The organism is Sediminitomix flava (assembly GCF_003149185.1).
Classification (GTDB): domain Bacteria; phylum Bacteroidota; class Bacteroidia; order Cytophagales; family Flammeovirgaceae; genus Sediminitomix; species Sediminitomix flava.
On the sequence record NZ_QGDO01000002.1, the window covers coordinates 633381 to 648268 of the forward strand.

The following is a 14888-nucleotide window of genomic DNA, read 5'->3' on the forward strand; positions in this document are numbered from 1 at the left end:
GAGTATTGGCATTTTTATTTTCGTTTTCGTCTCCTTTTTCTTCTCCTCCTCAAGCTACTCTGAGACTGATACTTACCAATAACAATTGCGGTAACAAAGACTGTGTAAAAATTTCCTATTAAACCAAATAATACTACTAGCCTTCTAGAAACATCTGTTGCAGGACTTATATCTCCGTAACCGATAGTGAGCAAGGTGATAAAACTGAAATACAGAAAGTCGGGGAAAAATTGGTTGTCAATTCCGTCAAAAGCTGTAGCAGCATTGTCAATGCTCATAAAAATAATAGCTCCCAAAACTCCCATCAATATAAACCCACAAAAGACTGCTGAAATTAAATCTATATCAACCATTCGTAGGCGAAGAATGTCCATATAGATTCTATTACTCACCAAGAAAAAATAAAATAGGTAAGTTAAAGGAAATACAAATGACATTCGGTGAGCTATAAATAGTTCTTCAAACCGACTTACAAAAGCTAAGAGAATAAGCACGACAACCAATGTACGCTCAAATTTTGAGCGTTTTATAAATAGAATTGCACTAATTGTAATGTTTTGGAATAGGTAAAGTGCATCGGCAAAACTGTCATAATCATTCGGCGTCAGTAAATCGCCAAAGAGCATCCACAAGAAACTAAAAAGATAGATGGAATACCTCCATTGATAAATCCATACTATTTTGCGCAGGCTTGAATAATTCATGGTCAATTAATCGAAGTCAACTGATTCTAAAGTATAGAAATTACAAATTGAGACAGGATTAATTGATGTAGGAAAGCGTATAAATAGAAAAAACCTTCAAATGTGGAAATCCAATCTGAAGGTTTTTAAATCCTATAACGGATGTGATGTGTATTTTTAAAATAAACCTTAAAGAGGTCTACCAGGGTTTGCAGAGTAGTTAACTTTAAGCGCATTCGCATCTCTTAGTTTACTACGGATATCTGAAATAATACCCATTTTTACTTCTCTGTCCACCTTAAGAGACATCGTAATCTTGTCTCTAACTGCCTCGTCAAGCTTATCTTTTTCCTGAGCAACAAACAAAGGAATGTTATCAGGACTTGATACCGCCCCATTCAACTGAATAACTGGCTCTTTACCATACTTAGCTTGGTCAATTGGTGCACCTACATAAATTTCAGTAACCAATGATTTCTTCTCAAGTTTTGTAATCTCAGAAGCCGCAGGTAGTGAGTTCTTAACTAGAAGGTCACCACTTTTGAATACTGTAGATACCATGAAGAAGAAAAGAAGCATAAATACGATATCAGGAAGAGCAGCCGTCGAAATTTTAGGCTCATCTTTTGATTTCTTCGAGAATTTAGACATAGCTATCTATCTTCATAAAAGTCCTTCCCCCGTAGAAGAAGGACCTGTTAGAATTTTTTTTATTTTCCAGCTTCTGAAGGCTCGGCATCAGAAACGAGGTTTTTATAAGCGTCTTTAGCGTCTTTAATCATCGCTTTATGAGCCGGATTATTCGGATCAAGAGCTTTGTATGACTCTACAGACATTTTCAAATGTGCTGCTCTAAGCTCAGTATAAGCACGAGACAACTCATTTCTTAACGCAATATAAATCTCGTAGCTAGTACCACGGTCAGTTTTTAGAGAAATAATAGCTTTATTTGGCTCCTCAGAAGACTTTGGATCCTTACCATTGTTAGTAATAAAAGCTTTTACTTGCTCTCTGATCTCACCTACTTCTGCTGGATTATTCTCGGCAAGGATCATATCCTCAGAGTTCACGAGAATGTTGAAGATGTTTCTTTCTTTAATTTTAACATCTGTTGTTTCCACTTTAGGAGGTAGCATTACTGCCAAACCTTTATCTGAAGCGATAGTAGATGTTACAAGAAAGAAGATCAACAAAAGGAAAGCAATATCTGCCATCGACGACGAATCGACATCTGCTGCAGGTCTTGACTTTTTCTTTTTAATCATTTTGATCAGATTTTAAAGGTGAGAAATATTAACCGATTCCCAGCTTTCTAAAGGTGCTTCTTAGAAGCGTAATAATAATACCCAAGAATGCAATACCGAACATCAAGTACGTAGTAATCAAACCAGCACCGATAAGTCTTGAAGTAGACTCAGTATACACTTTGTATTTAGGTAAAATCATGCTACCATCTGCCAATGAATAAGCGATCGCAAAAAGAACGCCAATGAAGACAGCTGAAGCTAGCCCTTTAACCAAGGCTTTAGGATTATTAATGGCATTTAAAATCGGTCCGATAATGAAGGCACCCAGTACGGCTAAACCAAATAGGATATAAGTGATTTGTAAACCGTATTCTGCTACATCTCCACCGATACTTGAAACTTCTTCCATAATGATAAGTTTTTTTGGTGAAAACTAATGCTATTACTTCTTAGAAAGTTCGTACTTGATAAGTACGTCGATCAAAGAGATTGAAGCATCTTCCATTTGGTTAACGATAGAATCAATCTTAGATACACAGTAGTTGTAGAATACTTGAAGGATCGCACCTACGATCAAACCACCTACTGTAGTCAAAAGTGCTACTTTAATACCACCGGCTACTAGGGCTGGAGAGATATCACCTGCTGCTTCAATAGCATCGAATGCACCAATCATACCGATTACTGTACCCATGAAACCTAACATTGGAGCAAGAGCGATACATAGAGAGATCCAAACTAGACCTTTTTCCAAACGACCCATTTCTACTGAACCGTAAGCAACTACTGATTTTTCAACCATTTCTACGCCTTCAGAAGCTCTCATCAAACCTTGTGTGAAGATTGATGCAACTGGACCTCTTGTTGCTTTAGTTACTTCGATTGCTTGGTCAACACCACCTTCGTTCAATGCAGTTTCTACATTTTCCAAAAGTTTCTTAGTGTTTGTAGTAGCAAGGTTCAAAGTAATGATACGCTCGATAGCTACAGCCAAACCGAAGATCAAACATGCCAATACAGCTGACATAAAGTCCCATCCACCTTCAATAAACTTTTGTTTAACCTCTTGGTGGAAAGTTTTTTCTACTACAGGAGCTGGAGCTTCCTCTTCAACTACCTCTTCTACAGCTGCAACTTCAGTGCTATCACCTGCTACTGCAGTGCTATCTACTTGCTCAGACGCTACTTCTTCCACGTCTGCTCCTTCTTGTGCGTAAGTATTTGGAACAAGTCCGAAAGACAAGGCACAAACCAGCATCAATAATGCAAATACTCTTTTCATAACAAAATGTGATTAAGAGAACAATTTTGTGTTTTAGTACAAATTTTTAACTAAAAAAGAATCTCAACAATTATAGCAAAGAGGAAGGGATTCGAACCCTTGAGACGTAAGCGCCAACACGCGTTCAAGACGTGTGCCATAAACCACTCGGCCACCTCTCTCTGATATAATTAGTAAAGGCGATCTAGAAACGTTAAAATCACGATTACCTCGTGCAATTTATAGACATTTTGATAGCCTTGTACTATTCATTGATATTTTTTAACTTAAATGAACATACAAATAAATCAATAAAAATTTATCCATGCAAGCATTAAAATATTTACAAGGGTATTTTTAATACTTTATAAGATTACTAAATGGAACTATTTTAGCACTTAATTATCCAACAAATCTCTCACTATCTGACAGTTCCCCTCTCAAAGAAAGCTGCATCCATTTTTTTACTTCTTCTGTACTTTTTGACACCGCAAATAAATACATCAGTTTAGTTATTGCAGCCTCTGTAGTCATATCGCCTCCTCCTACTACACCGATAGCTTCCAAGTGTGAACCTGCCGCATACAAACCTTGCTGTACCATTCCACCTGTACATTGCGAGATATTGACAACTACGATGTCATTATCTACTGCAGCTTTCAGGGCTTCAGTTACCCAAGGCAAGGTAGGCGCATTTCCAGCACCAAACGTTTCCAAAATAACCCCTTTTAGATTCGGCGTGTTCAACAATGCATCAAAATAAGACTTGGTCATTCCTGGAAATAACTTCAGGATAATGACGTTTTCGTCCATCTGAGTGCATATTTTAAAGATTCCTTTTTGTTTAAACAGCAAATTTCGCTGATATTCTATATGAATACCCGCTTCAGCTAGGGCTGGGTAGTTGTAAGATTTGAACGCAGTAAAATTAAAATTCTGTACTTTTTTTGCTCTATTACCTCTCAAAAGCTTGTTGTCAAAGCAAATACAGACCTCTTGAACTAGTGCATCTCCTTTCTCATCTGTTGTTGAAGCAATCTCTAAAGCAGAGATCAAATTCTCACGTGCATCGGTACGGGGAGAACCGATTGGTAACTGCCCTCCTGTAAGAATAACAGGTTTAGACAAGTTTTCTAGCATAAAAGAAAGAGCTGAAGCCGTATAGGCCATGGTGTCTGTTCCATGTAATATTACAAAACCACTATAATCATCATAAAAATCTTCAATCAGCCTAGAGAGAATAGCCCAATGATTCACCCCTACGTCTGATGAATCTAGGAGTGGGTCAAAAGAAATTACGGTAAGTCCCAAATCAAATCTTTTCAACTCAGGTACTTTGTCAATAATTTTCTCAAAATCAAAGGGGACAAGACTACCTGTTTCGGCATCGTGATCCATCCCGATTGTTCCTCCGGTATAAATGATCAGAATTGAAGTTCCAGAACTGTTTGGTTTGGTTGTGTTGATGTTTACGGTTTTGTAGTATTCTACAGACATGCTCTTTGTCATTTTTCGATAGTAAGAATCAAGATATCTAATCGTATTACCTTTATTGTGCCTTACTAAATAAGGCTAAAGCGTTTTCAGTAGTAATTCGTTCTACTTCTTCTACTGACACTTCTTTGTAATCACTCACCTTGTCTGCTATATATTTGATAAAAGATGGTTCATTACGTTTTCCTCTTTTAGGTACAGGTGGCAAGTAAGGACAATCTGTTTCCAAAACGATTTCATTCAAATCTATTTCTGGAACGACTGTATTCATACCCCCATTTTTATAAGTGATCACACCGCCCAAGCCTATTTTAAAGTCTAATTCTTTAAGTCTTTGGGCTTCTTCCGCTGTTCCTGCAAAGCAATGAAGAACACCAAAAAGCTTATCATCTTTCAGTTCTTCCAACAACTCTATAGTTTCTGCCATTGCATCACGACTGTGAATCACTAAAGGAATCCCATATTTTTTGGCCCATTCAGCCTGAATTCGGAAAGCTTCTTTTTGCTGTTCTATATAAGTCTTATCCCAATAAAAGTCTAAGCCCATTTCACCAACAGCAATAAACTCTCGTTTTGAAAGCCAATCTTCAACGATATAAAGTTCTTTTTCAAAATCCTTACCCACCGAACAAGGGTGAAGCCCCATCATTGAGTAACAGATTCCTTTATATTTTTCTTCCAACTCCATCATCCCATCAATCGACTCATGATCAATGTTTGGCATGAAGATTTTTTTTACTCCTTCCGAAAAAGCTAACTCAAGCATTTGTTCTCTGTCGTCTTCAAACTTGCTTGAATAAATATGTGCGTGCGTATCTATCATTGTATTTTTGACCTAAACTATTTCGACAAATAAAAGGAATGAATAATTATGAAAAAAATCCTTTTTTTTAATGAAATGAGATTATCCATTATATTGAAATTTGTATAAGAAATTTGTAGAAACGTTACAAAAATTTAATATCCATATGAACACTTAATCCATTTTCGAGAAAAGATAAAATTTGTCTTAAATTGTAAAGTAATCTTAAATGGAAGGATGTGGGCATGCTTTTTTCAACGAGAGGAAGGCACACCATCAAACGATGAATCATGAAAAAATACAGTCTTTTTACTTTTATAGTCTTTATTTCATTAGGCTTCAATTTTATAGGATCAGAGGCGGGGAGATATCCAGTAGATGAAACCATAGAATTCAAAAATGGTGAGAAATATAAATATGTGATCAGTTATGCTTTTTGGGATGCTGGAGAAGCCACAATACAACTCGATAAAGAACTAGCAATGGTCAATGACAGACCTTGTTATAATGTTACTGTTGATGGAATAACGACTGGGATTTTTGGTATGACTACAATAGTCAAAGATAAATGGCAGACATTTATAGATACAGCCGAAATACATCCGCTTAAGTTTTATAGAGATATTAAGGAAAATAGTTATACCCTTAAAGAGACTACAATCTTTGACCACGAGAGGAAGAAAGCTACAGTTGAAGGGAATAAAAAAGGAAAACCATACAGTGGTGAGTACGATATTGCTAAAAGCTCTCAAGACCTTATTAGTGGTTATTACTACCTCAGGACTCTTGAATATGAAAACTTCTCAAAAGGCGATACTATTGTGATGGATGCTTTTTTTGAAGATGAAGCTTACGAATTCAAGATTTTATATTTAGGAAAGGAGAAAGTTTTCTCAAACTTTGGTCGAATAGAATCTCACATTTTCTCTCCTATCATGCCAGAGAATGCATTATTTAGAGGAGTTCATCCTATCAAGTTTTGGATGACTGACGATCAATATAAAGTACCAATCAAAGTGAATGCAGCACTAATTATAGGTGATGTAGAAATAAACCTAGTAGATTACAAAAAGGTATATCCTGAAAAACTAGGAAAGCATAAGAAGAAGAAAAAGAAGAAATCATAATTCTAAAACATAAAAAAGCCTGACTTACAATCTGTAAGTCAGGCTTTATATTTATCTAAAGACTTTATTTCTTGAAACCAATTGTTTTTGGTTTCCAGCCATTTTCTTCAATATCCTTAGCAGACTCTAAGACTTTTTCTCGCATCTGCTCTTTATAATTAAATAAATTCACCGCAATAGTTTCATCGAAAGCCCCAACAATCTGGGCAGCCAGAATACCGGCATTTTTGGCGCCATCTAAGGCTACTGTAGCTACAGGAACACCACCTGGCATTTGTAGAATAGATAATACAGAATCCCAACCATCAATAGAATTACTAGATTTCACTGGAACTCCAATAACTGGAAGTGTAGTCATAGAAGCGACCATACCTGGCAAGTGAGCTGCTCCGCCTGCTCCTGCAATTATTGCTTTAATTCCTCTATCTCTTGCTTGCGTAGCATATTCTACCAAACGTTCTGGTGTACGGTGAGCTGAAACAATTGTCAATTCAAACTCAACGCCTAATTCTTCTAAAACTGCAGCTGCATCAGACATTACTTTCAAGTCTGATTGACTCCCCATGATGATTCCTACTTGCATACCTTTATTAACTATGGTTTAATTAATTTTACTGCAAAACTAAAATAAAGTTTGTATTAAGCACTAGCGAATAAGGTCAAGTTCGAAATTAAGGAAAAGAATAAGGCTCAAATCAATTAATTCTGAAAACGATTGTACAAGAAACTTCGAGCCCTCGTGGAGACATCAGATTTGCAAAATCTTGAGTAATGTCTTGGACTCCCTCTTGGAATACGGCTTCTCCCCCACTCGTCAGAACACCATACCCCATACTGAGTATCATGAAACGCTTCCCAAAATCAAATTTGTAACCACCACTAAATTGAAAAGTACTTCCTTCCTCAAGGATATAATAGCCATATTCTTCATTGACATTTACCTCTAAATTATCAAGTCCTGTACTCCAAGACATAGAAGCACCTAAGAAAACAGAATTCGCATTTGGCGTAAAATAGTATCTTGTACCAATACCTCTTTTTGCTCCGGCCATACTCAATCCTATTCCAGCGTTCAGATCAAGATTAGGACTGACAGATAAATTTAGTTGTACTCCTGTTCCATAAGGAGCATTCCACCCTGCCCCTAACCCGATACCAAATTTTGAGGGTTCATCATTCTGCATGACTTCTTGAGCGAAAGAGAATCTAGTTAAAGTGAAAAAAATAAGATGAAAAAAGCTGACCTTGATTTCATTATAATTGACATAAAAAAATGATAATTAGTTATCAGTTAAATTTACAAATCTGTAAAGATAAAAAAGTATACGCCAAAACTATTACCCTTCTTCAAATCCCATTAAATTCAAATAATTAGTTTGAATCCAAGATAACTTTTTGAAACATTAGCTTTTGGCTTCTCGGACATTCAAACCTTCGTTAAAATATGATCTTTTTCATTTCAAGTATTTAAATTGTCATGAGAAAACTAAACCAAAGCACACTTAAGCATGAATAATTGTCAGAATTGTACAGCACAGATAGCTGAAGACCTTCAAATATGTAATACTTGTGGATTCCCTTTAGGAGGGAGTAAACAAGAACAAGCTGCATTCCGAGCTAAACAAATCATCCAGAAGTCCAAAGTGAAACAGTCGCTCAAAAACCTGATCGCAGCTCGTATTATTCTTATTATTTGGGGAGTTTTCTACATTCTTGCAGCCTTCATTCCATCTTTTGGAATTCAGTCCAATGCAGAGATCGGCATTAGTGTAGTACTAGGTCTCATTTTTATTGCGTCTTCTTTCCTTGCTACAAAAAAGCCTAAAATAGCATTGATTATCCCTTTGAGTATTCTGATCATATCATATCTCTTAGTATTATTCATTTCACCAATAGCCTTATTCAATGGAATATTATGGAAAGCACTAATACTAATGGTTCTGTTCTATGCCTATTTTAGAGTTAGAAATGCTGAAAAAATACTAGCCGAGAATCCTTATTTAAGGACTCAATTAGATACTAACAGATAATTCTCTCCTCTTTGATGAAAACACAACTGAACAAGATCTTTAACTCAGAAAGAATGCTACAATTGATTTTAATAGCATACTTTCCACTTATACCATTATTATCCTTCCTCGGATATCAATCAATCTTCTTCATCATTATTCATGTATTTATAGCCATAATTTTCATTATAACTAAACACAATCGGAATATTCAAACAAATAGATACTTCATCATTTTTAGTTGTTTTTTCTTTATCCTTTTCTTTTCTCTTTGAATAAAAAACGATCGAAAGCATACTAGAATTCTAAAAAAGGTTAATCATTCCAATTAAATGATTAACCTTTTCACGTTAATGTATCTTTGTTTATTGAAATCTCATGAAAGAATTGTCATAATTTAATTAACTTCAAGCTGCTCAAATTTTTCTTGGCTAAAAATTTGATTTAAGGAGAATACAAAAACGATAATCAGCGATATGAAGAAAACATTTTATTTACCCCAGATTCATTTAAAATGGAGCAACTCATTGGCTGTGATTACTATCATTGCAATTTTTGCGAGTTGCGCTTCTCCTCATTACACCTACCAAGCTCAACAAGCTCGTAGGGAAGCCAAAAAACAAGGTACAAATCTAACAACTGTATCTGCACCAAAACTTGACAATAGCACTCTGAAAGAGAATACAGTGACTAAAACTAAGACAGGAAAAGCTGCTCCTGTTCTTAAAAAAGCTGAATCTTTTTTAGGTACTAAATATAAATATGGAGGGAATACACGCTCAGGAATTGACTGCTCTGGTTTGATGTGTGTATCATTTAAACAAGGCGGCATTGCACTTCCAAGAGTTTCCTCTGATCAAGCAAGACAAGGGACAGCTGTGGCTATGAATGATCTCAAAGAAGGTGATTTACTTTTCTTTACCTATCCTGGTGGGTCTAAAATAACCCATGTAGGCGTAGTTGAAGAAGTAAAAGGGCCTAATGAGGTAATTTTTATACATGCGTCTTCAAGCAGAGGAGTTACAAGAGATAATTTATACAGCAGCTATTTCAAAAAAGTATTTGTCAAAGCAAGAAGAGTACTATAACAACTTTTTGAAGGTTGCTGAAATTGGATTCTTTTCTTAGTTTTGATACTTGCCTGATGACAATGATTCGCTTTTAAGCTAAAAGGAAAGAAAGTTTCTAAATTCCTTTAATGAAATCAACTTTTTTTACATCAGCACTCTTTAAATGATTGGCAACCTATTGATGAAGGATAGACTAGGGTATGGCAGAAAATCATAATTATACCGAAGATAGTATTAAGTCACTGGAACCAAGGGAACATATTCGCTTGCGTCCGGGGATGTATATTGGAAAATTGGGTGATGGTACATCACCAGATGATGGAATTTATGTCTTAGTAAAAGAAGTAATCGACAACTCTATTGATGAGCATATGATGGGCTTTGGTAAGCAAATCGATATGCGTATCACAGAAGAGATGGTTGAAATACGCGATTACGGTAGAGGAATTCCATTAGGAAAGGTCATCGACTGTGTATCGAAAATCAACACTGGAGCAAAATATGATTCTTCTGCATTCCAGAAATCAGTAGGTCTGAATGGTGTCGGTACAAAAGCAGTAAATGCACTTTCCAATCACTTTAAAGTTATTTCTGTTCGTGAAGGGCAAAAGAAAGAAGCCGAATTCGAGCAAGGTAAACTGACAAAAGATCATAAGATTGTAGATAGTTCTGAGAAAAATGGAACACGAGTTTTATTCAAACCCGATGAGACTATTTTCAAGAACTACCGCTACATCCCTGAGTTTTTGGATGACCAAGTTTGGAATTATGCTTTCCTAAATGCTGGATTGACAATTAATTTCAACGGAGTTAAATACCATTCAAAAAATGGTCTTTATGATCTTCTAATGAGAAAATTGGATGAAGATGCACTTCGCTATCCAATTATTCACCTTAAAGGAGATGATATTGAGGTTGCTTTAACGCACACCAACCAATACGGTGAAGACTATTATTCTTTCGTAAACGGACAGTACACTACTCAAGGTGGTACGCACCAAGCAGCACTTCGTGAAGGTGTAGTTCGTGCCGTAAGAGAATTCTTCAATAAAAACTTTGATGCTACAGATATCAGAGCATCAATAGCTGGTGCCATTGCAATTAGAGTTCAAGAACCTGTTTTTGAGTCGCAAACAAAAACAAAGTTAGGTTCTACGCACATTGGTCCTGATGCACCGACAGTACGTTCTTTTGTGGTTGATTTCATCAAAAAAGAATTAGATGATTTCTTACACAAAAATCCTGACACTGCTCAAGCAATGCTTAAACGTATCCTTCAGTCTGAAAGAGAGCGTAAAGAAATTGCAGGTGTAAAGAAAATTGCCAATGAAAGAGCGAAAAAGGCTAATCTTCACAATAAAAAATTGAGAGATTGCCGTTCGCACTACAATGATAAAAAAGGGACTGATGAAGAAAAAAACAATACGATGATCTTCATTACCGAGGGAGACTCTGCTAGTGGTAGTATTACTAAATCTAGAAATACAAAAACACAAGCGGTATTCTCACTCAGAGGTAAACCTTTGAACACATTTAGTCTGACTAAAAAAGTCGTATATGAAAATGAGGAATTTAACCTCCTTCAGCACGCTTTGAATATTGAAGACGGTTTAGAAGGCTTACGTTACAACAAAGTGGTAATCGCTACCGATGCCGATGTCGACGGTATGCACATCCGCTTGTTGATGCTAACGTTCTTCCTTCAATTCTTCCCTGACCTTGTTCGAAACGGACACGTTTACATTTTGGAAACACCATTATTCCGTGTCAGAAACAAGAAACAAACAATTTATTGTTATTCGGAAGAAGAAAAAATGGCTGCGGTCGGTAAACTTGGAGCAAAGCCAGAAATTACACGATTTAAGGGATTGGGTGAGATTTCTCCAGACGAATTTGGAGACTTTATCGGTGAAAACATCCGTCTTGAGCCAATCATCTTAAATAAAGATGTTTCTATCAAAAACTTATTGTCTTACTACATGGGTAAAAATACTCAAGACAGACAGAAGTTTATTATAGAAAACCTAAGAGTTGAAAAAGACGAAGTAGAGGCTGTTTAACAGCTTCTACTTTTTTAAAAAGATACAATGAGCAAAGAACAACAAAAGAAAGAGAACCCATTAATAAATATTGCAGTCAATATCATTATACCTACAGTGGTATTGTCAAAACTAAGTGATGAGCAATATTTAGGACCTCAAATGGGACTAATTGCAGCCCTAATTTTCCCTGTTGGTTATGGTATTTGGGATTTTGCAAAGGAGAAAAAAGTAAATGGCTTTTCTATTTTAGGTTTTGTCAGTATTCTCCTAACGGGAGTTGTCGGACTTTTAGAACTTGATCCATTCTGGATTGCAATCAAAGAAGCAGCTGTTCCTCTTGTTTTCGGTATTGCAATTTTAATCTCGATGAAAACATCTTATCCATTGGTTAAAAAGTTTATCTACAACGATCAAATCATGGATATTGATAAAGTGGATACTCACCTTCGTGAAAATAACCAAATAGAAAACTTTCAGAAAAAATTGGACTCAGCTACAGTTATGTTGGCTGGCTCATTCTTTCTTTCAGCAGCCTTAAACTATGGCTTAGCAAGATATTTAGTAAAAAGCCCTGCAGGAACGGTTGCATTCAACGAGGAACTAGGGCAAATGACAGCGCTTAGTTTCCCTGTAATTGCGGTTCCCTCTACAATAGTAATGGGGATTGCACTTTGGTACTTGATCAAAAGTATCAAAGAATGTACAGGTCTTCAACTAGAAGAAGTGATGCGCACAAACTAAGTCTCTTGGGCTTTGCAAAAAGACTGTCACCGTTTGACAGTCTTTTTGTATTTTAACTCAATTCGACTATCAAACAAAATCCTTATCTTCATGATGTTAAATCTAATGAAGTGTACTATGAATAGAGTCCCATTTCATCTAATTATAATTTCTTTCATCGCCATTCTAATGACAGGCTGTAAATTCTATCATGATACAGCTGCACATTACAATGCACATTTTTTGGCTGAGCAACGGATGACAGCTATTGAAGACTCCATGATGATGAACATCAATGATGATTACATCGAGGTACTTCAAGTCCTACCTTCTATTGATAGTACGATCAACAAATCTTATGCTTCTGGATTTGATTATATCATTGAAAAAGCTTCACGTCCTATCAAATTTCATGAAACAAGTCAATGGGTAGACGAATGCTACTTGCTGATCGGGAAAGCTCGACTTTATGAAGAAGATTATGGAAATGCATTAAATACATTCAAATTCATCAATGCAAAAACCGAAGACCCCAACTCTAGACACGGAGCTTTAATCATGCTTCTTTGGATGTATGATGAGAAAGATGAAAAGAGGAACTTTGACCTCATCAAACAACATATCAACCAAGTCCCTGAACCATTCAATAGTGAAAACACTAAAATGTATCACTTGGTAATGGCTAACCATTACATCAAAAAGAGAAAATACAATTTTGCAGTGGAGCATATGGCTATTGCAACTCCACTTGAAAAAAATAAATTAAAAAGAACCCGATATAATTACATTCTAGCTCAACTCTATGAAGAGTCTGGAAATAACGAATTAGCTTATAAAACTTACTTTAAAGTCATAAAAGGGAAAGCAAATTATCTACAGGAGTTCTCGGCTAGAATTAGCCGAATGAAATTAACAACTTCTGCTGACCCTGCACTTGTAGAAAAAGCAGACAAGTATTTTGATCGCCAGTTGAAAGAAGAAAAGAACTTTGAATTGAGGGATCGAATTTATTTTGAGATGGCTGCCTTCGAGCTAAATCAAGGAGAACTTGAGAAAGCTTTAAATCTTTACAATGAGTCTGTTCAGACAAATACAAGCAATCCTAATTTAAAAGGATATGCGTATTTGGAGATGGGTAAATCCTATTATTATACCTTGAGCGACTACCCAAAGGCAGCTTTATATTATGATAGTGCGATTAATGTTTTGCCAAAAACATACTATCAGTATCAAGAAGATTCTGTTCTTTCATCAAATCTTACGGAATTAGCAAAATATACATCTGAAATTGAGCAACAAGAACGATTGCTAAATTTGTATGCGATGTCTGATGCTCAACGTGAAGTTTATCTAAAGAAAGAAATCAAACTCGAAAAAGATGATATTCTGAAAAAAATAGAGTATGATATCATCCGTGAGACCAAAAATAAAAAGCCTGAAACGACAAATGAACTTATAGTATCTAAGGACGAATCTACTGCTTGGTACTTCTATAATTCAAAATCTGTTGTATCAGGTAAAACACAATTCTTACGTACTTGGGGAAATAGAGCTTTAGGAGATAACTGGAGAAGATCTAGTGTGATTCAAAGATCAAGTTCACAAAATACAATCGTAAAAACTGAGGAAAAGAAATCAAAAAAAGAACAAAAAGCAGAAGCTGATCTTTTTGCTAACGTAAAATCACTTGAAGATAGATTAGCTGAAATTCCTCAGACAGAAGAATCTTTAACTGAAATTGAAGTGAAATTACAAGAGGCTTTCTTCAATTTAGAGAAAGTTTACCTCTATCGTTTTAAGTCAATTACAGAAGCACAGAGTACGGCTCAAAATATTTTTGACAGATATCCTGAAAGTGAATTTGGAGCTGAAGCAGCTTACATTCTTTACCTAAGTTGTCAAAAAGAGCTTAGCTGTGACCCTAGTTACTATGAAAGTATTTTAGCGGACCTTTACCCTTCGTCTTTCTATGCCAAGATAGTTGAAGATCCTGACTATGTGAAGAATAAAAACATAGCTGAAAGAGAGATCATTCAGCGTTATGAAGATGCTTTCAAGACTTATAAAGCGAAAGATTATAAACTTGCCAATGAAAAGATTGAAGAATTAGTCACAATTGGTCAAGAATCTTCTATCATTGATAAAATTAGACTTCTTCAAGTAGTTATTGTTGGTAAAACATCTATCTACTTCGAACCATATATGGAAGCATTAAACGGTTTCATTACCGAGTTTCCTGAAAGTGATTTAAAACCATATGCCCAAGCTCTTCTTGATGATATTTCAGAAGATGATTTGAAAAAGCCTAGAATACCAGGTAGATATTAATCAAATCGATCTTAACCTATTTTTTATTAAGCTAAGCGAAAATTAGCCCTTAGTACTTTTTTATTTACTGATATAATATTCCTTAGATGTTTTTTAAATAGAAAA

General features: G+C 35.6%; 15 protein-coding genes and 1 tRNA gene. 6 read left to right on the forward strand and 10 right to left on the reverse strand.

Going from position 1 to position 14888, the window contains the following annotated elements:
• Positions 1–14 precede the first annotated feature (14 nt).
• The 8 genes from BC781_RS09695 to BC781_RS09730 form a co-directional block, all read right to left on the reverse strand.
• A complete protein-coding gene (locus BC781_RS09695) occupies positions 15–704 on the reverse strand; it encodes a potassium channel family protein (RefSeq protein WP_109617043.1) in 690 nt (229 codons plus the stop codon).
• A gap of 168 nt (positions 705–872) precedes the next feature.
• Positions 873–1334, reverse strand: a complete 462-nt coding sequence (locus tag BC781_RS09700; RefSeq protein ID WP_109617044.1) for an ExbD/TolR family protein — start codon at positions 1332–1334, stop codon at positions 873–875.
• 59 nt (positions 1335–1393) lie between these two features.
• The gene (locus BC781_RS09705) at positions 1394–1948 is read right to left on the reverse strand and encodes an ExbD/TolR family protein (RefSeq protein ID WP_109617045.1); all 555 of its coding nucleotides are present in this window, start codon (positions 1946–1948) and stop codon (positions 1394–1396) included.
• Positions 1949–1976: 28 nt separating this feature from the next.
• Positions 1977–2339, reverse strand: a complete 363-nt coding sequence (locus BC781_RS09710) for a hypothetical protein (RefSeq protein ID WP_109617046.1) — start codon at positions 2337–2339, stop codon at positions 1977–1979.
• Between the two features lie 33 nt (positions 2340–2372).
• Positions 2373–3212: a MotA/TolQ/ExbB proton channel family protein gene (locus BC781_RS09715; protein ID WP_109617047.1), complete on the reverse strand. Its 840-nt coding sequence runs from the start codon at positions 3210–3212 to the stop codon at positions 2373–2375.
• Between the two features lie 76 nt (positions 3213–3288).
• Positions 3289–3373 (reverse strand) — tRNA-Ser (locus tag BC781_RS09720).
• 220 nt (positions 3374–3593) lie between these two features.
• On the reverse strand, positions 3594–4700 hold the full coding sequence (locus BC781_RS09725; protein ID WP_245935603.1) for an asparaginase: 1107 nt from the start codon (positions 4698–4700) through the stop codon (positions 3594–3596).
• 40 nt (positions 4701–4740) lie between these two features.
• Positions 4741–5508 carry a TatD family hydrolase gene (locus BC781_RS09730; protein WP_109617049.1) on the reverse strand — a complete coding sequence of 256 codons (768 nt, stop codon included), beginning with the start codon at positions 5506–5508 and terminating at the stop codon, positions 4741–4743.
• 269 nt (positions 5509–5777) lie between these two features.
• Here BC781_RS09730 and BC781_RS09735 point away from each other — a divergent pair, with 269 nt between their 5' ends.
• Positions 5778–6614, forward strand: a complete 837-nt coding sequence (locus BC781_RS09735; RefSeq protein WP_109617050.1) for a DUF3108 domain-containing protein — start codon at positions 5778–5780, stop codon at positions 6612–6614.
• A 64-nt stretch (positions 6615–6678) separates the two neighbouring features.
• Here BC781_RS09735 and purE read toward each other — a convergent pair whose 3' ends face one another.
• Together purE and BC781_RS09745 are read right to left on the reverse strand one after the other, a co-directional pair.
• Entirely contained in the window at positions 6679–7197 is a 519-nt protein-coding gene (purE, locus tag BC781_RS09740) for a 5-(carboxyamino)imidazole ribonucleotide mutase (RefSeq protein ID WP_109617051.1), read from the reverse strand.
• A gap of 112 nt (positions 7198–7309) precedes the next feature.
• Positions 7310–7798: a hypothetical protein gene (locus BC781_RS09745; RefSeq protein WP_109617052.1), complete on the reverse strand. Its 489-nt coding sequence runs from the start codon at positions 7796–7798 to the stop codon at positions 7310–7312.
• A gap of 324 nt (positions 7799–8122) precedes the next feature.
• On the opposite strand from BC781_RS09745, the gene BC781_RS09750 reads away from it, so the two are divergent.
• The 5 genes from BC781_RS09750 to porW all read left to right on the forward strand — a co-directional run bounded on the left by BC781_RS09750 (position 8123) and on the right by porW (position 14783).
• Positions 8123–8644 (forward strand): hypothetical protein, encoded by a 522-nt coding sequence (locus BC781_RS09750; protein ID WP_109617053.1) that lies wholly within the window; start codon positions 8123–8125, stop codon positions 8642–8644.
• A gap of 455 nt (positions 8645–9099) precedes the next feature.
• A complete protein-coding gene (locus tag BC781_RS09755; protein ID WP_109617054.1) occupies positions 9100–9711 on the forward strand; it encodes a C40 family peptidase in 612 nt (203 codons plus the stop codon).
• A gap of 182 nt (positions 9712–9893) precedes the next feature.
• Entirely contained in the window at positions 9894–11753 is a 1860-nt protein-coding gene (locus tag BC781_RS09760) for a DNA topoisomerase IV subunit B (protein ID WP_109617056.1), read from the forward strand.
• Positions 11754–11780: 27 nt separating this feature from the next.
• Positions 11781–12476 carry a VC0807 family protein gene (locus tag BC781_RS09765; RefSeq protein ID WP_109617058.1) on the forward strand — a complete coding sequence of 232 codons (696 nt, stop codon included), beginning with the start codon at positions 11781–11783 and terminating at the stop codon, positions 12474–12476.
• Between the two features lie 117 nt (positions 12477–12593).
• Positions 12594–14783 (forward strand): type IX secretion system periplasmic lipoprotein PorW/SprE, encoded by a 2190-nt coding sequence (gene porW / locus BC781_RS09770; RefSeq protein WP_146201665.1) that lies wholly within the window; start codon positions 12594–12596, stop codon positions 14781–14783.
• The last annotated feature ends 105 nt before the right edge of the window (positions 14784–14888 follow it).

Bases quoted from the DNA above. Each gene is read 5' to 3' on its own strand.
- BC781_RS09695 (WP_109617043.1), bottom strand. From the start codon at position 704: ATGAATTATTCAAGCCTGCGCAAAATAGTATGGATTTATCAATGGAGG.
- BC781_RS09700 (WP_109617044.1), bottom strand. From the start codon at position 1,334: ATGTCTAAATTCTCGAAGAAATCAAAAGATGAGCCTAAAATTTCGACG.
- BC781_RS09705 (WP_109617045.1), bottom strand. From the start codon at position 1,948: ATGATTAAAAAGAAAAAGTCAAGACCTGCAGCAGATGTCGATTCGTCG.
- BC781_RS09710 (WP_109617046.1), bottom strand. From the start codon at position 2,339: ATGGAAGAAGTTTCAAGTATCGGTGGAGATGTAGCAGAATACGGTTTA.
- BC781_RS09715 (WP_109617047.1), bottom strand. From the start codon at position 3,212: ATGAAAAGAGTATTTGCATTATTGATGCTGGTTTGTGCCTTGTCTTTC.
- BC781_RS09725 (WP_245935603.1), bottom strand. From the start codon at position 4,700: ATGACAAAGAGCATGTCTGTAGAATACTACAAAACCGTAAACATCAAC.
- BC781_RS09730 (WP_109617049.1), bottom strand. From the start codon at position 5,508: ATGATAGATACGCACGCACATATTTATTCAAGCAAGTTTGAAGACGAC.
- BC781_RS09735 (WP_109617050.1), top strand. From the start codon at position 5,778: ATGAAAAAATACAGTCTTTTTACTTTTATAGTCTTTATTTCATTAGGC.
- purE (WP_109617051.1), bottom strand. From the start codon at position 7,197: ATGCAAGTAGGAATCATCATGGGGAGTCAATCAGACTTGAAAGTAATG.
- BC781_RS09745 (WP_109617052.1), bottom strand. From the start codon at position 7,798: ATGCAGAATGATGAACCCTCAAAATTTGGTATCGGGTTAGGGGCAGGG.
- BC781_RS09750 (WP_109617053.1), top strand. From the start codon at position 8,123: ATGAATAATTGTCAGAATTGTACAGCACAGATAGCTGAAGACCTTCAA.
- BC781_RS09755 (WP_109617054.1), top strand. From the start codon at position 9,100: ATGAAGAAAACATTTTATTTACCCCAGATTCATTTAAAATGGAGCAAC.
- BC781_RS09760 (WP_109617056.1), top strand. From the start codon at position 9,894: ATGGCAGAAAATCATAATTATACCGAAGATAGTATTAAGTCACTGGAA.
- BC781_RS09765 (WP_109617058.1), top strand. From the start codon at position 11,781: ATGAGCAAAGAACAACAAAAGAAAGAGAACCCATTAATAAATATTGCA.
- porW (WP_146201665.1), top strand. From the start codon at position 12,594: ATGAATAGAGTCCCATTTCATCTAATTATAATTTCTTTCATCGCCATT.